Origin of the sequence: Aeromonas sp. ASNIH4, from assembly GCF_002934425.1 — a bacterium.
Taxonomy (GTDB): domain Bacteria; phylum Pseudomonadota; class Gammaproteobacteria; order Enterobacterales; family Aeromonadaceae; genus Aeromonas; species Aeromonas hydrophila.
The window spans coordinates 3,996,121-4,009,397 of the sequence record NZ_CP026217.1 but is presented as its reverse complement, the minus strand read 5'-3'; the positions used below and the strand labels follow the sequence as shown (position 1 = coordinate 4,009,397).

Genomic DNA, 13,277 nt, shown 5'->3' with positions numbered 1-13,277 from the left:
GTTATGCCTCCTGCTGCTGGTTGGCATGGGTGCCGGTCAGCAGCCACTGGCTGTACTGGTTCAGCGTCGGATGGTTGGCGATCAGCAGGAGCAGGCCGCCGCCGATCTCCCGGTACCCCAGTTCGTAGTTCTTGAGCGTGGTGGGCGGAATGCCCAGCAGGTCGGCAAACTTGGGGCGGCTCAAGTTCAATTGCTCCCGCAACTGACGCAGGCGCTTGGCGGCATGGTGGTTAAGCAGATTGATAGTGGTCATTTGTTCGGACATGGTCAGGCTCCTTGTTGAGCTGTGCAGGGATGGATGCAACTGAACAGGGAGGCCCACGCCAGCGCAGTGGACCGCTCAGCGAGCGCAATTCCGTCAGGGTGCTGGGTAAGACGGGAGCCACAACGGCCCGTCAGCTTGCGTTGTTGGATTCGAAGGTTGCGCAGAGCGCAGGGGATCGCTAAAGTTGTCATGTCGATTCTTCCTATGGATTGATTACTGAAGGCCCGCTTGGAGTTGCTGCTCCGTTAAGCGGGCTTTTTTATTGCCCGATGGCGTGAGGGCCTTGTTTGACCATCTCGCTGGCGGCCAACACCGCACGTTTCATGCGCAGCTTGGCGGCCCGTTCCTTCTTCTCTCTCTCGATATCTCCGATAGGCTGGGTGACCGGTGCCGGGTGCCATACCTTGCTGTCACAGCCGCAGCGAAATTCACCTTGATAATCCAGTTCAAGAACGGCTAACCGGATCGCCTCGCGCTGCGCATGGGGCAGGGCAGACAGGGTGGCGGTCATCAGCTGGCCACGCGATTGACGAGCAATGGTGCAAATCGCGGCCTTTTTGGCAGCGCTGATTGCCAGCCAGTCGGTATCCAGACTGGAACGCGTCTTGCCGAAAATCTCGCGCAGCAGCAGGCAGCCCGCTGTGTTCATGGCGACTTGTTCAGCTGGTGTCAGGCCAGCGAGGTTGCGTTGTTCTGAGTCGATGTGCTTTTGCATGGAGTCCCCCCTTACATGGTCATGGTTTGCATCAGGATGTCTGATGCGCAGGCGACGGTCGGTACGGCCTGAAAGCGGGCCTCGATGTCGTGGATTAAGATGGCGATGGACCCCATCGCTGACGTGGCCACGCTCACCAGGGTGTTGCGTTCCGAGCGGGTGATCCGGCCTCGGCTGGTCAGCTCCAGCGCTCGCTGGCCGATGCTGGCAACTTGGGACGTCAAGCTCAGTGCCTGATGGGGTAGGGAGGGGGCTCGCTCCCCCTTGGGGATCGCCACGGCGGTTAGGCCACAGCAGAGCAGGGCACCATCAAACAGGGTTTCGTCACCCTCTGTGGCATGGAACAGCGCGATCAATTCCGCCACCGTGAGCTCGTGTTCCTGCTCGGGGTTGAGCTTGTTGTTTAGGCTTTGCGGATTCTTCATTCCGATGGTTCGACCCAGATTGGCGACCTTCCCATCGTGGTTTTTTGCAAACTGCTGGCAGGCACTGTGCCAGTGCGTATGTATGTCGAGGTATTCAACAAACATGACCCACTCCTTTTGATTGAATAAGCTGGTATCAGTTGGTCAGCGTGACGCAGCCATCCATCTGCTTGGCGATAAACACATGCACCTTGACCATCACCAGATCATTTTTTTTGCGTTTTTTCTTTATATCGAGGTCACCATCCTTGACCCATGAGCGCGCGGTATCGACTGAGATACCAATCCACTCGGCAAACTTGGCGATGGGCATCAGCGGTGGGGTATCAGGTGAGATCACGAGATTGATCGCGCTGATGGCAGCCGCTGGGGCAGGTGAAACTGCAGGGTTGATATGACGAGGTGGCATGGCTGCTCCCCTTATTGTTCGGTGCGAGGTTGGATGAGAGCGGCCTTCAGCTTGCCGCCGGTCAGCACCTCGATCTGGTAGGCGCGGCCTTGCGGGATGGCTTCGCCCCATTGAGAGATAGCCTGTGGCGAGCAGCCCAGCGCGTAAGCCAACTGCACTACTCCTCCGAAGTGGTCTATTGCGTCCTGTTTTTTCACCCCAAAAATCCTCCACAAGGAATGTAAACTTTGCTTTCGACAGGAAATGTAAGCTTGGTTGATGCTAAATGCAAGCAATGCTTTCTAAAAAAGAAAAGAACGCTTTCGGAGGCGAGTGGTAAGATTGCTTACATGATGAACGTAAGCGAACGTATCAAGCAGACGAGGAAGAGACTCGGCTATAGCCAGGATGTCCTGGGGGCAAAAGTTGGAGTCTCACGAGTCGCTGTAAGTCAATGGGAACGTGGAGAGAGCTCTCCTAGTGGCCGCTACCTCAACGATTTGGCGGCGGCCTTGGGCGTGTCTGTTGATTGGCTGCTGACAGGTAAAGGCAACGCGAGTGAGTCATCTCTCGCATTTGAATCAAACGTTGAGCCAGCCTTGATTCCTCAGGGGGTCAGGGTACCGATCCTAAGCTATGTGCAAGCTGGCCATTGGCGCGAAATGTGCGAACAGGCCACGGCGTTTGATGGCAGCCTGGAATATGTAGCAGTGGGTGTCAGTGTCGGTAGTTGCGCGTTTGGTCTTTGGGTGCGGGGCAACTCAATGGAGCCTGACTTCAAAGAGGGGGATCTGCTGATTGTTGACCCTGACGAAGCCCCCAAAGCTGGCGATTTCGTCATTGCCAAGAACGGCAGCGAAGAGGCCACCTTCAAAAAATTTCGCTCTCGTGGCGAATACGATGACGGCAGCCCCCGTTTTGAACTGGTTCCGCTCAATGACGACCACTCCATCCTCAGCACAGACCATACCGCCATAACAATCATTGGTGTGGTAGTAGAACACCGCCGTATCTTCAAGAGGGGTGGGTGAATGTGTGCTCAGTCCTTCATGGCCTTTATTTGATGGTGAATAGATGAAAAGAGTAATAATCATCGCGTTGGTGTTATCTACAGCTTTATTCGGCTGTGACAAAGATCCAAAAGCAATGCAGTTCCCAGACAATATATCAGAATGGAAGACAGATAGTGACTTCACCAGTGCGGTCAAAAAACTAAGTGAAGATGATCGCAAGCTTTTACAAGGCTATATGGTCAGCACTGTTATGTCTGAGGCTTTTGGCGGAAAAGGCGTTCCTGAGGGGCAGACAATTGGTGCAGCCATTGAGGTGCAACGCTCAATGATTGAAGCAAAGGCCCGTGAGAAACAGGAGAAAGCAGCCAAGCAAGTGCAAGCCCAACGAGCACAAGAGGATGCCCTATCCAAGATGAACAATGCTGTGGATGCAGTATTGCTCACCTTCAAGTTCACCCCTTCGGACGTTGGTGCAAAACGTTATTCTGATAGCTTTGATATTTCGATAGGTTTTAGAAACAAGACCGATAAGGAAATATCAGGGGTAAAAGGGATTGTCATATTCAAGGATATGTTTGGTGAAATTATCAAGACTGTTAGGTTATCCAATGATCAACCTATCCCCGCCAAATGTAAATCCATATATCGCGGCAGCATTGATTACAACCAATTTATGGATGCAGATACTAAATTACGCAGCGTAGACCATAAAAAGATGAAGTTTGAATGGACTCCTGAAATTTATATTTTTGATGATGGTTCAAAACTTGAGGCAGCAGCGTTGTGAAAGAATGTTATCAGGTAGTGTAAGCTTTAGTTTCAGACCAGTATCCAAGAGCAGAAACTTGTTGCTCTAAAATCATCTAATAACAGGCTCATCACATTAATGACCGTCCGTAAACTTGACGATGGCAAGCCAAAGCTCTGGCTTGCCGAGGTCTACCCCCAAGGCCGTGATGGTCCCCGTAAGCGCAAGCGCTTCGCTACCAAGGGTGAAGCCTTGGCGTGGGAAAAACACATGCTGGCCCAGCCCTGGCAACAGCCAGAGGCGGGGAATGTGGATGAACGGCGGCTAAGTGATCTAGTGGCGCTCTGGTATGGTCGCCATGGCCAAACCCTGACCGACGGTGACCGGCGACGCGATAAGTTGATCTGGCTGGCTGAGGCGCTGGGTAACCCTGTGGCGACCGAGTTCACGGCCCAGCAGTTTGCGGCCTACCGCGAGCGGCGACTGGCAGGCGAGCTTTATGTACCCGGTCAGCGCAAGCAAGTATCCCCGACCACAATCAACCGCGAACTGCTTTACCTGCAGGCGGTGTTCAATGAACTCGGCCGCCTGGGTGAGTGGGCACATGGTAACCCACTGGAGGTGCTGCGCCAGTACAAGGTGCAAGAGTCCGAACTGGCGTTTCTTAATCAGGATGAAATAGAGCAGTTGCTGGCGGCCTGCGCGGGCCTGAAAGACTTGTGGTTGATCGTGATGCTGTGCCTCTCTACCGGTGCTCGCTGGTCTGAGATTGAAAAGCTGACTCGTTCACAGGTGGGTATCGGGCGGCTGACCTTCACCCGCACCAAAGGCAAGAAGAACCGCACTGTACCGGTGGCTGGCTGGTTGTTGGCATTGCTGCCCAAGCGCACCGGCCGTTTGTTCGGCGACTGTTATGCCGAGTTCGAGAAAGCGATAAGACGGGCCGAGATTGAATTGCCTGCAGGCCAGAGCACCCACGTTCTGCGCCACACCTTCGCCAGCCACTTTATGATGGCGGGTGGCAACATCCTGGTACTGCAGCGAATCCTTGGCCACACCGATATCAAGATGACCATGCGCTATGCCCACTTTGCTCCGGACCACCTCGAAGATGCGGTCAAACTCAACCCGATCACTGCGCTGAAAAATGGCGGCAAAATGGCGGCAGCGCTCACCAGCGATGCCTAGTAAGCCACATCCATTCCCAAGCAAACCCGCGAAAACACTGCAAGCCATTGATTCAATGTGGCTTACGATGGTTTCAAAATCCGCCGGTGAATAACCGTGTCGGTTCGAGTCCGACCCCGGGCACCATCAAATTCCAAGACAAAAGGCCATCAGCAATGATGGCCTTTTGTTTTTCCGCTTTCTCCTTTCTCATCGCTATTCTGTTTTCTGGCTGATATCGACAAGCCGGCTGCTCGTCTATGTCCCGCATGGCGTCCCTCTGCGCTATTTCGGTGCGGCAATATGTGTGTGCACAGCGGAAGTGCGCACTTGCTCAAGTTAGCGCGTCCCGTGCGCCAATCTGGTGCGCCACTTTGCTGTGGTAAGCATAATTAATTGATTTAAAAGAATTTATTAAGTTGGCCTGCTTTGTGCTTTGAAGCACTTATGTCGCCATGATGCCGCTCATCCGAGGAATGATGGGCGGGGCGGTCACCAGTGTGTAGCGAATGTGGATGTACGTGAATCGTCGGTTTCGATGTTCATATCAGGAAATGGACCCGGCCGGGAGCCGGGACGACAGGGAAGGAGATGGCTGTATGCTCAAGAGACTCGTGATGACTGGCCTGTTGGCGCTTGCCGCCTTGCTGGCCGCCCCCAGTTGGGCTGAAGAGGTGGTGGCCGCCTCGGCCGAGGTCGTGCAGGCTGCGGCACCGGCAGTAGTAACCATCAACAAGGGGGACAATACCTGGATGCTGCTGTCGGCAGCCCTGGTGATCCTGATGTCCATTCCGGGCCTGGCCCTGTTTTATGGCGGCCTGGTGCGCAGCAAGAACATGCTGAGCGTGCTGATGCAGGTGTTCACCCTGTTCTCGCTCATCTGCGTGTTGTGGATCCTCTACGGCTATTCACTGGCCTTTACCGAGGGCAACAGCGTTTATGGCTCCTTCAGCAAGGCGCTGCTCAAGGGAGTCACCCCTGATTCCATCGCCGCCACTTTCAGCAAGGGGGTCGGCATCAGCGAGTTCATCTATGTGGTGTTCCAGGGCGCCTTCGCCGCCATCACCTGCGGCCTGATCGTGGGGGCCTTCGCCGAGCGCATCAAGTTTGCCGCCGTGCTGCTGTTCTCGGTGATCTGGTTCACCTTCGCCTATATTCCGCTGGCCCACATGGTGTGGTACTGGGCGGGGCCGGATGCCTATACCACGGCCGATGCCGCGGCAGCCGCCACCGCGACCGCCGGTTATCTGTTCCAGCACGGTGCGCTGGATTTTGCGGGCGGCACAGTGGTGCACATCAACGCGGCGGTGGCCGGTCTGGTCGGGGCCTATCTGGTGGGCAAACGCCTGGGCTATGGCCGTGATCCCATGACCCCGCACAGCCTCACCATGACCATGATCGGGGCCTCCCTGCTCTGGTTCGGCTGGTTCGGTTTCAACGCCGGCTCTGCGCTGGAAGCCAACGGCACGGCGGCTCTGGCCTTCATCAATACCTGGGTGGCTCCGGCGGCGGCGGCCCTCTCCTGGACCCTGGCCGAGTGGGTGATGAAGGGTCGTCCCTCCCTGCTGGGCGCGGCTTCCGGCGCCGTCTCCGGGCTGGTGGTGATCACTCCGGCGGCCGGCTTCGTCGGAGTGGGTGGTGGCTTGGTAATGGGCCTCATCAGCGGTGTTGCCGGGCTGTGGGGGGTTCACGGTCTCAAGCGGCTGCTGGGCGCCGATGACAGCCTGGACGTGTTCGGTGTGCACGGGGTGTGCGGCATCCTGGGGGCGCTGCTGACCGGCGTCTTCGCCAGCCCGGATCTGGGCGGTACCGGGGTGTGGGACTACGTCACCAACCAAGTAGCGGAGGGATACTCCATCCTGGCGCAGGTCAAGATTCAGGCCATCGGGGTGGGTGTGACCATCCTTTGGTCCGGCATCATCTCGGTGGTGGCCTACAAGCTGGTGGATCTGCTGATCGGCCTGCGAGTGAAAGAAGACGCGGAGCGGGAGGGGCTGGATGTCACCACCCACGGCGAGAAGGCCTACAGCCTGTAATCCGCCATCTGTTAGTCAGCTATATTGCCGCCGGCCATGCCGGCGGCTTTTTTATGTGGGGCTGTCAGGGTTGGGGGGCCGGTTTGATGGCTGGGCCGTCGGGGTGATAGCCAGTCCGTGGTCACCATGCTCTCTTATTAAGGACAACCCCTGAATCGCGCCGGGGGACTCCGGCTTTTCGCCAGATAACGTCAGGCGGGGCAATGTCCTCGGTCTTGTTGCTGTTTTATGCCTGCAATTTGGCCGGATCTCCGCTAAACTCTGCCACCTTTTCTTGATGGGGCTGGCCGGGCCGGTTCCATCACCCCTCTTTATATGTACTTTTGGAGCCGCTCATGCCGTTAGTGGGACATCAACACCAGATCGAGATCCTGGAACTGACCGACAAAGGAGATGGCAAAGGACGCCTGTTCGACCGCCCCCTGTTTGTCGAAGGTTTGCTGCCCGGTGAGCAGGCGCTGGTGGAGCTGACCGAGGTCAAGCCCAACTATCTGCACGGCAAGGTGACCGAGCTGCTCCAGCCCTCCGCCGATCGGGTCGCCGACTTCTGCCCCAACACCGAATGCGGTGGCTGCCAGGTGCGCCCGCTGGCCTATCCGGCCCAGCTCAAGCTCAAACAGGCGCTGGTGGAGAGTGCGCTGGAACAGGCCGGGCTGGGTGATACCACCGTCAGGACAATCCTCGGCATGGACAGCCCGTTTGCCTATCGCAACAAGGCCCAATATGCGGTGCGCGGTTGCGACGCCGGCGCCGAGATCGGCTTTTATCGCAAACACTCCCATGACCTGATCACCGCCGATGATTGCGCGGTGCAGGACTCCCTGCACGTCGAGCTGAACGCCCGGGTGCGCAGCTGGATGCGCGAGCACGACATCGCCGCCTATGACGAAGTGAACCACACCGGCTGCGTGCGCAACCTGATGACCCGCAAGGGCTTCAAGAGCGGCGAGCTGATGGTGGTGCTGGTGACCCTGGGCGAGGAGCTGCCGTTCGAAGCCGAGCTGCTGACCGCCCTGAGCGATCTGCCGGTTACCACCCTGGTGCAGAACATCAACGAGGAACGCACCAACCGCATCCTGGGCGCCACCAACCGGGTGCTGCTGGGCGAAGGGGTTATCCGCGACAAGATCCACGAGCTCGAGTTCGAGATCTCGCCGCTCTCCTTCTTCCAGAACAACCCGAGCCAGACCGACGTGCTCTACTCCAGCGCCCTCGAGTATGCCGAACTGACCGGCAACGAGACGGTGTTCGACATCTATTGCGGTATCGGCACCATCTCCCTGTTCCTGGCCGGCAAGGCTGCCAAGGTGGTGGGGATCGAGTCGGTGGAGAGCGCCATCAGCGATGCCCGTCGCAACGCCGCCCTCAACGGCATCGAGCACACCGAATTCCACGTCGGCAAGGCCGAGCAGCTGATGCCCGAGCTGCACGCTCAGGGCGTGACCGCCGATGTGGTGGTGATGGATCCGCCGCGCAAGGGCTGTGACAAGGCCGTGCTGCAGACCCTGGTGGCCATGGCGCCGCGCCGGCTGGTCTATGTCTCCTGCAACCCGCAGACCCTGGCCCGCGATCTCGCCTGGCTGGTCAAGCAGGGCTTCGTGCTGGACGAGGTGCAGCCGGTCGACATGTTCCCGCACTCCATGCACGTGGAAGCGGTTGCCCGCTTGAGTTTGCCGGCCAAGGCCTGATCGCCGGTGGACATGTTCCCCTTGCGGCATGTACGTAGAGGCCGTTGCTCGACTGAGCCTGCCCACCCAGGCGTGAATTGAATTAGCCAGATGGCTCTGATAAAAACGACTCCAAATGGAGTCGTTTTTTTATACCTGTCATTCCGGTATCGAGTCGTGACATTAGCGGATTCGGAGCAGATAGGCAGAAACGGCAAGGGTGCGACAGAGACGAGGAACAGACCATGAAAGGCATCTTGTTACGCTGGCTGGCTCGCTACGATGGCTGGTGCGAGGAGTGGGGACTCACACCGGAGAACCGGCGCTGCTGCATGCCGGTACGCAGCGAGCAGGATGACGCGCCGCAGACGGAGCAGCAGGAGGAGTCGGAACCGCTCACTGGAAATTGCGGGTCACGGCACCAGTGATGCTGTTGTAGTCGAAGGAGAGGCCAGCCGGATAGGCCGGGAAGCGGCCGATGGAGTCGCGCAGGGTATAGCGGCAGTTGCTGTGCGGCTCCCCATCCGCATCTACCTGGTTGGCAGGCAGTTCGCTGGACAGGTAATCGGCGTTGAGTTGGATCTCGGGATCCTGATCGACCGAGGCGACGGTATAGCTGCTGTCCAGCAGTCCCTGAAACAGTAGGCGGCAGTCTGACTGGTTGCTCACCGAGATGTAGTCACCCTGACCTGCGACATAGGGCTCATCTATCCCCTTGCGGCCCTGATCTTCGTCGGTGCCGGCGGGCCAGCCATAGCGGTTGATGTCGAGATTGCGCTGCCCCATGCTGCCGAGATTGTAGAGCGCCTGATCCTGCGCCTTGACCGCCCAGCCGGCATGGGCCAGCTGCACCGCGCTGGCAAAGCTGGTGGCGGTGGTGGCGACCGTACTCTTGAGAGCGTCATCCTTGAGATTGATGAAACGGGGCAGGGCGGTGACGGCCAGGATCCCCAGCACTATGATGACCAGCACCAGTTCTATCAGGGTAAAGCCGTGGCTTGTGCGTTTCATCATGATATGGACCCATTAATTACGACAAACAGGTGAGAGCGACATGCAACTGATCGACACCCATTGCCATCTCGATTTTCCGGTCTTCGATCCCGATCGGGCGGCGCTGCTGGCCGAGTGCCGCCAGCTGGGGGTGAGCGAGTATATCATTCCCGCCGTGGGAGAGGAAAACTGGGGCCGGGTGATGGCGCTGGCGGCAGAGCACGACGGTATTTCCTATGCCCTGGGTGTGCACCCCTGGTATGTGGGGGGGCAGACCCCGGCGGTCTTGACCCGGCTGCGGCGACTGCTGGCCGAGCGTCCACGCGGGCTGGTGGCGGTGGGGGAGTGCGGGCTGGATCTGCGCTCTCATGTGCCTCAGGAGGGGCAGCTCGAGATGTTCGAGGCCCAGATCGCGCTGGCCATGGAGCATGAGCTGCCCTTGATCGTCCATTCGGTGCGCGCCAACGACACGGTTGCCAAGATCCTCAGGCGCCTGCGTCCGGCCAGAGGGGGCGTCATCCACGCCTTCAGCGGTTCTCTGCAGCAGGCAGATGCGTTCTGGCAACTGGGATTTCGGCTCGGTATCGGCGGGGTCATCAGCTTCGAGCGGGCCAACAAGACCCGGGAGGCAGTGCGCGACATGCCGCTGGAATCCTTGCTGCTGGAAACCGACGCTCCCGACATGCCGCTGCAGGGTCAGCAGGGGGCGCCCAACACCCCCGCCAACCTGCCGAAAATTGCGCAACTGCTGGCCGATTTGCGGCAACAACCGCTGGCCCATGTTGCCTCGGTGTTACGTGAATCCACTTTGCAGGCTTTCCAACTGGGCAAGTCACAAATTAACAGCTGATTAACTATTGATAGCGGCATGATAAAAAACGGGGTGAGTAAAAATCGTTTGCGGTCTAATTTGACGACCCCTAGCGCATTTCATGCTTATAAAATGTGACCAGCATTCTACTTTGTCGCACCGTAATTAGTATAATGCGCACCCTTGATTGATGGCTTTGAGATACAAGTTGTTAACAAGCTGGAAGGTGCTACTAAAGAGGAAGTGTTAATAATGAATTTGATAATGGGTCTGGTAGGGATGGCAACGCTCGTCCTTATCGCGGTGCTGTTCTCCAGTAATCGCAAAGCAATAAAAATTCGCACCGTTGCCGGTGCCTTTGCAATTCAAGCTGGACTGGGTGCATTCGTGCTGTACGTCCCGGTTGGCCGAGATATTCTGGTGGGTGTATCCGATGCCGTTTCCAGCGTCATCGGTTATGGCCAAAACGGTATCGAATTCCTGTTCGGTGGTCTGGTCAGCAACAAGATGTTCGAAGTATTCGGTGGCGGCGGCTTTATCTTCGCCTTCCGCGTACTGCCGGTCATCATCTTCTTCTCCTCGCTGATCGCCGTTCTTTATTACCTGGGCATCATGCAGTGGGTCATCAAACTGCTGGGTGGTGGTCTGCAAAAAGTACTGGGCACTTCCCGTACCGAATCCCTCTCTGCCACTGCCAACATCTTCGTGGGTCAGACTGAAGCCCCGCTTGTGGTACGTCCCTTCATCTCCAAGATGACTGACTCCGAGCTGTTTGCCGTCATGTGTGGTGGTCTGGCCTCCGTTGCCGGTTCCGTACTGGCTGGCTACGCCTCCATGGGCGTCAAGATGGAATACCTGATCGCCGCCTCCTTCATGGCTGCTCCGGGTGGTCTGCTGTTCGCCAAGCTGCTGGTGCCGGAAACCGAGACCCCGAGCTACGACGAAAACAATGCCGATGGCGAGCTGGAAGACAAGCCTGCCAACGTGATCGATGCCGCTGCCGCCGGTGCTTCCGCCGGTCTGCAACTGGCCCTGAACGTTGGTGCCATGCTGCTGGCCTTCATCGGTCTGATCGCCATGATCAACGGCATCTTCTCCGGTGTGGGTGGCTGGTTCGGTTATCCGCAGCTCTCTCTGGAACTGCTGCTGGGCTGGATCTTCTCCCCGCTGGCCTTCCTGATCGGGGTGCCCTGGAGCGAAGCCATCGTGGCCGGTTCCTTCATCGGTCAGAAGCTGGTGGTCAACGAGTTCGTGGCCTACCTGAACTTTGCCCCGTATCTGAAAGATGAAGTGCTGATCAATGGCGTGGCCATGTCCGACCACACCAAGGCCATCATCTCCTTCGCCCTGTGCGGCTTCGCCAACCTGTCCTCCGTCGCCATCCTGCTGGGTGGTCTGGGCTCCATGGCACCGAACCGTCGTGGCACCATTGCCAAATTTGGTCTGAAAGCCGTACTGGCTGGCTCTCTGTCCAACCTGATGTCTGCGACCATCGCAGGCTTCTTCCTGGCGCTGTCCGGCATGTAATATCGCCTGACTGTCAGGATAAAGACGAACGCCACAGCGAGAAGCTGTGGCGTTCGCGTTTGGGGCGGTGACAACCGTTTTCCTTTCTAAACTAATAATAAAATGAGTCAAATCGGAGGTTATATGAATGAAGTGCTACTGGCGATGGCGGCCGGCTTTATCGTTGGCTTGTTGTTTTCTTTCCTCAAATTGCCGATCCCGGCCCCACCCGTATTGTCCGGGGTAATGGGGATCGTCGGAGTCTATCTGGGGGGGCTGGCATACTCCTGGATACTCACTCGCTTCTTCTCTTAACGCACTTTTCAGTACCGGATTTGCCAGATGTGAGGTACCTCTGAAAATGGCAAATCCGGCTTGCAAACAAGGGGTATCTCGGCTGAAATAGGCATTGCCAGCAGGGTGCTGGCATTGACTAATGCCCGATGAAATCGGGTGTTGGCGGTCAAATGGAATTGATTGGGAAGTCGGGTCAGACCTTGTCTGCCTTTCTCAAGTCTTCATGGAACCAAGTCCGCACTTTTGTAAGAAAGTGACAGGGCTCTTGCCTTATTTGCAGCCTCATTGCCCGTGCAATTGCGCTGCAATTCCATTCCCGTTTCTTTGGGAGTCGTGTCTTGCCGGTTGCGTTGCGACAGGCGGACCCATGCCCTGGAATCCGGACTAAATCGAGACTTTGGAGAACAGAATGACTGATCTGAAACTGGCCGCCCAGCGCGCCCTGAACCTGATGGACCTGACCACTCTGAACGATGACGACACCGATCAGAAGGTGATCGACCTGTGCCGCAAGGCCAAGTCACCGGCCGGCCTGACCGCCGCCGTCTGCATCTATCCCCGTTTCATCCCCATCGCTCGCAAGACCCTGCGTGAAATCGGCGCCGCCGACGTGCGCATTGCGACCGTGACCAACTTCCCGCACGGCAACGACGACATCGAGATCGCCGTGGCCGAAACCCGCGCCGCCGTAGCCTACGGTGCCGACGAAGTGGACGTGGTGTTCCCGTACCGCGCCTTCATGGCCGGCAATGAACAGGTCGGCTTCGATCTGGTCAAAGCTTGTAAGGAAGCCTGTGGTAGCCAAGCCCTGCTGAAAGTGATCATCGAAACCGGTGAACTGAAAGAAGAGGCGCTGATCCGCCGCGCGTCTGAAATCTCCATCGACGCCGGTGCCGACTTCATCAAGACCTCCACCGGCAAGGTGCCGGTCAATGCGACCCCGGAAGCGGCGCGCATCATGATGGAAGTGATCAAGGCCAAGAACCCGAAAGTCGGCTTCAAGCCGGCCGGTGGCGTGAAAGACGCCGCCGTGGCGGGTCAGTACCTGGCCATGGCCGAAGAGATCCTGGGCAAGGACTGGGTATCCGCCCGCACCTTCCGCTTTGGTGCATCCAGCCTGCTGGCCAGCCTGCTGGCCACACTGGGGCATGGCGACAAGCCGGCCAACACCAGCGGTTACTAATAGGTTGATGAGAGGGCGGACCTGGTCCGCCCTGTTTCGCCCCCACCATGCGGTGTGCGGGCA

The 13,277-nt window shown here is 57.7% G+C and carries 16 protein-coding genes; 10 read left to right on the top strand and 6 right to left on the bottom strand.

Annotated elements, in window-relative coordinates; translation table 11 throughout:
* Window position 1: 1 nt before the first annotated feature.
* The 5 genes from C2U40_RS18590 to C2U40_RS18570 form a co-directional block, all read right to left on the bottom strand.
* Window positions 2–265: a helix-turn-helix domain-containing protein gene (locus C2U40_RS18590; protein WP_103827440.1), complete on the bottom strand. Its 264-nt coding sequence runs from the start codon at window positions 263–265 to the stop codon at window positions 2–4.
* 259 nt (window positions 266–524) lie between these two features.
* Window positions 525–980 carry a hypothetical protein gene (locus tag C2U40_RS18580; RefSeq protein ID WP_103827442.1) on the bottom strand — a complete coding sequence of 152 codons (456 nt, stop codon included), beginning with the start codon at window positions 978–980 and terminating at the stop codon, window positions 525–527.
* Window positions 981–991: 11 nt separating this feature from the next.
* Entirely contained in the window at window positions 992–1,510 is a 519-nt protein-coding gene (locus tag C2U40_RS18575) for a phage regulatory CII family protein (protein WP_103827443.1), read from the bottom strand.
* Between the two features lie 31 nt (window positions 1,511–1,541).
* The gene (locus C2U40_RS26230; RefSeq protein WP_146054361.1) at window positions 1,542–1,814 is read right to left on the bottom strand and encodes a hypothetical protein; all 273 of its coding nucleotides are present in this window, start codon (window positions 1,812–1,814) and stop codon (window positions 1,542–1,544) included.
* An 11-nt stretch (window positions 1,815–1,825) separates the two neighbouring features.
* A complete protein-coding gene (locus C2U40_RS18570; RefSeq protein ID WP_103827444.1) occupies window positions 1,826–2,011 on the bottom strand; it encodes a Cro/CI family transcriptional regulator in 186 nt (61 codons plus the stop codon).
* Between the two features lie 135 nt (window positions 2,012–2,146).
* Between C2U40_RS18570 and C2U40_RS18565 the strand changes: the two genes are divergently transcribed.
* The 6 genes from C2U40_RS18565 (at window position 2,147) to C2U40_RS18540 (ending at window position 8,852) form a co-directional block, all read left to right on the top strand.
* Window positions 2,147–2,824, top strand: a complete 678-nt coding sequence (locus tag C2U40_RS18565) for a LexA family protein (RefSeq protein ID WP_103827472.1) — start codon at window positions 2,147–2,149, stop codon at window positions 2,822–2,824.
* A 43-nt stretch (window positions 2,825–2,867) separates the two neighbouring features.
* Window positions 2,868–3,593, top strand: a complete 726-nt coding sequence (locus C2U40_RS18560) for a hypothetical protein (RefSeq protein ID WP_146054360.1) — start codon at window positions 2,868–2,870, stop codon at window positions 3,591–3,593.
* Window positions 3,594–3,692: 99 nt separating this feature from the next.
* Window positions 3,693–4,742, top strand: a complete 1,050-nt coding sequence (locus C2U40_RS18555) for a site-specific integrase (RefSeq protein WP_103827446.1) — start codon at window positions 3,693–3,695, stop codon at window positions 4,740–4,742.
* Between the two features lie 578 nt (window positions 4,743–5,320).
* Window positions 5,321–6,757, top strand: a complete 1,437-nt coding sequence (amt, locus tag C2U40_RS18550) for an ammonium transporter (protein WP_016351995.1) — start codon at window positions 5,321–5,323, stop codon at window positions 6,755–6,757.
* 335 nt (window positions 6,758–7,092) lie between these two features.
* Entirely contained in the window at window positions 7,093–8,445 is a 1,353-nt protein-coding gene (gene rlmD / locus C2U40_RS18545; protein WP_043160366.1) for a 23S rRNA (uracil(1939)-C(5))-methyltransferase RlmD, read from the top strand.
* A gap of 224 nt (window positions 8,446–8,669) precedes the next feature.
* On the top strand, window positions 8,670–8,852 hold the full coding sequence (locus C2U40_RS18540) for a DUF5363 family protein (RefSeq protein ID WP_103827447.1): 183 nt from the start codon (window positions 8,670–8,672) through the stop codon (window positions 8,850–8,852).
* Here the strand turns inward: C2U40_RS18540 and tppF are convergent.
* A complete protein-coding gene (gene tppF / locus C2U40_RS18535; RefSeq protein WP_103827448.1) occupies window positions 8,821–9,438 on the bottom strand; it encodes a type IVa pilus pseudopilin TppF in 618 nt (205 codons plus the stop codon). The two genes, C2U40_RS18540 and tppF, sit on opposite strands and share 32 nt — an antisense overlap.
* 40 nt (window positions 9,439–9,478) lie before the next feature.
* Here tppF and C2U40_RS18530 point away from each other — a divergent pair, with 40 nt between their 5' ends.
* From C2U40_RS18530 to deoC, 4 genes are all read left to right on the top strand, one after another.
* A complete protein-coding gene (locus tag C2U40_RS18530; protein ID WP_103827449.1) occupies window positions 9,479–10,267 on the top strand; it encodes a TatD family hydrolase in 789 nt (262 codons plus the stop codon).
* A 213-nt stretch (window positions 10,268–10,480) separates the two neighbouring features.
* On the top strand, window positions 10,481–11,755 hold the full coding sequence (locus C2U40_RS18525; protein ID WP_016351990.1) for a NupC/NupG family nucleoside CNT transporter: 1,275 nt from the start codon (window positions 10,481–10,483) through the stop codon (window positions 11,753–11,755).
* 123 nt (window positions 11,756–11,878) lie between these two features.
* A complete protein-coding gene (locus tag C2U40_RS18520; RefSeq protein ID WP_005305103.1) occupies window positions 11,879–12,049 on the top strand; it encodes a XapX domain-containing protein in 171 nt (56 codons plus the stop codon).
* 391 nt (window positions 12,050–12,440) lie between these two features.
* Complete coding sequence (gene deoC / locus C2U40_RS18515; RefSeq protein WP_011707413.1) at window positions 12,441–13,214, top strand: deoxyribose-phosphate aldolase; 774 nt, start codon at window positions 12,441–12,443, stop codon at window positions 13,212–13,214.
* The last annotated feature ends 63 nt before the right edge of the window (window positions 13,215–13,277 follow it).

Coding starts and splice junctions, on each gene's coding strand:
- C2U40_RS18590 (WP_103827440.1), bottom strand. CDS start 265: ATGTCCGAACAAATGACCACTATCAATCTGCTTAACCACCATGCCGCC.
- C2U40_RS18580 (WP_103827442.1), bottom strand. CDS start 980: ATGCAAAAGCACATCGACTCAGAACAACGCAACCTCGCTGGCCTGACA.
- C2U40_RS18575 (WP_103827443.1), bottom strand. CDS start 1,510: ATGTTTGTTGAATACCTCGACATACATACGCACTGGCACAGTGCCTGC.
- C2U40_RS26230 (WP_146054361.1), bottom strand. CDS start 1,814: ATGCCACCTCGTCATATCAACCCTGCAGTTTCACCTGCCCCAGCGGCT.
- C2U40_RS18565 (WP_103827472.1), top strand. CDS start 2,147: ATGAACGTAAGCGAACGTATCAAGCAGACGAGGAAGAGACTCGGCTAT.
- C2U40_RS18560 (WP_146054360.1), top strand. CDS start 2,868: ATGAAAAGAGTAATAATCATCGCGTTGGTGTTATCTACAGCTTTATTC.
- C2U40_RS18555 (WP_103827446.1), top strand. CDS start 3,693: ATGACCGTCCGTAAACTTGACGATGGCAAGCCAAAGCTCTGGCTTGCC.
- amt (WP_016351995.1), top strand. CDS start 5,321: ATGCTCAAGAGACTCGTGATGACTGGCCTGTTGGCGCTTGCCGCCTTG.
- rlmD (WP_043160366.1), top strand. CDS start 7,093: ATGCCGTTAGTGGGACATCAACACCAGATCGAGATCCTGGAACTGACC.
- C2U40_RS18540 (WP_103827447.1), top strand. CDS start 8,670: ATGAAAGGCATCTTGTTACGCTGGCTGGCTCGCTACGATGGCTGGTGC.
- tppF (WP_103827448.1), bottom strand. CDS start 9,438: ATGATGAAACGCACAAGCCACGGCTTTACCCTGATAGAACTGGTGCTG.
- C2U40_RS18530 (WP_103827449.1), top strand. CDS start 9,479: ATGCAACTGATCGACACCCATTGCCATCTCGATTTTCCGGTCTTCGAT.
- C2U40_RS18525 (WP_016351990.1), top strand. CDS start 10,481: ATGAATTTGATAATGGGTCTGGTAGGGATGGCAACGCTCGTCCTTATC.
- C2U40_RS18520 (WP_005305103.1), top strand. CDS start 11,879: ATGAATGAAGTGCTACTGGCGATGGCGGCCGGCTTTATCGTTGGCTTG.
- deoC (WP_011707413.1), top strand. CDS start 12,441: ATGACTGATCTGAAACTGGCCGCCCAGCGCGCCCTGAACCTGATGGAC.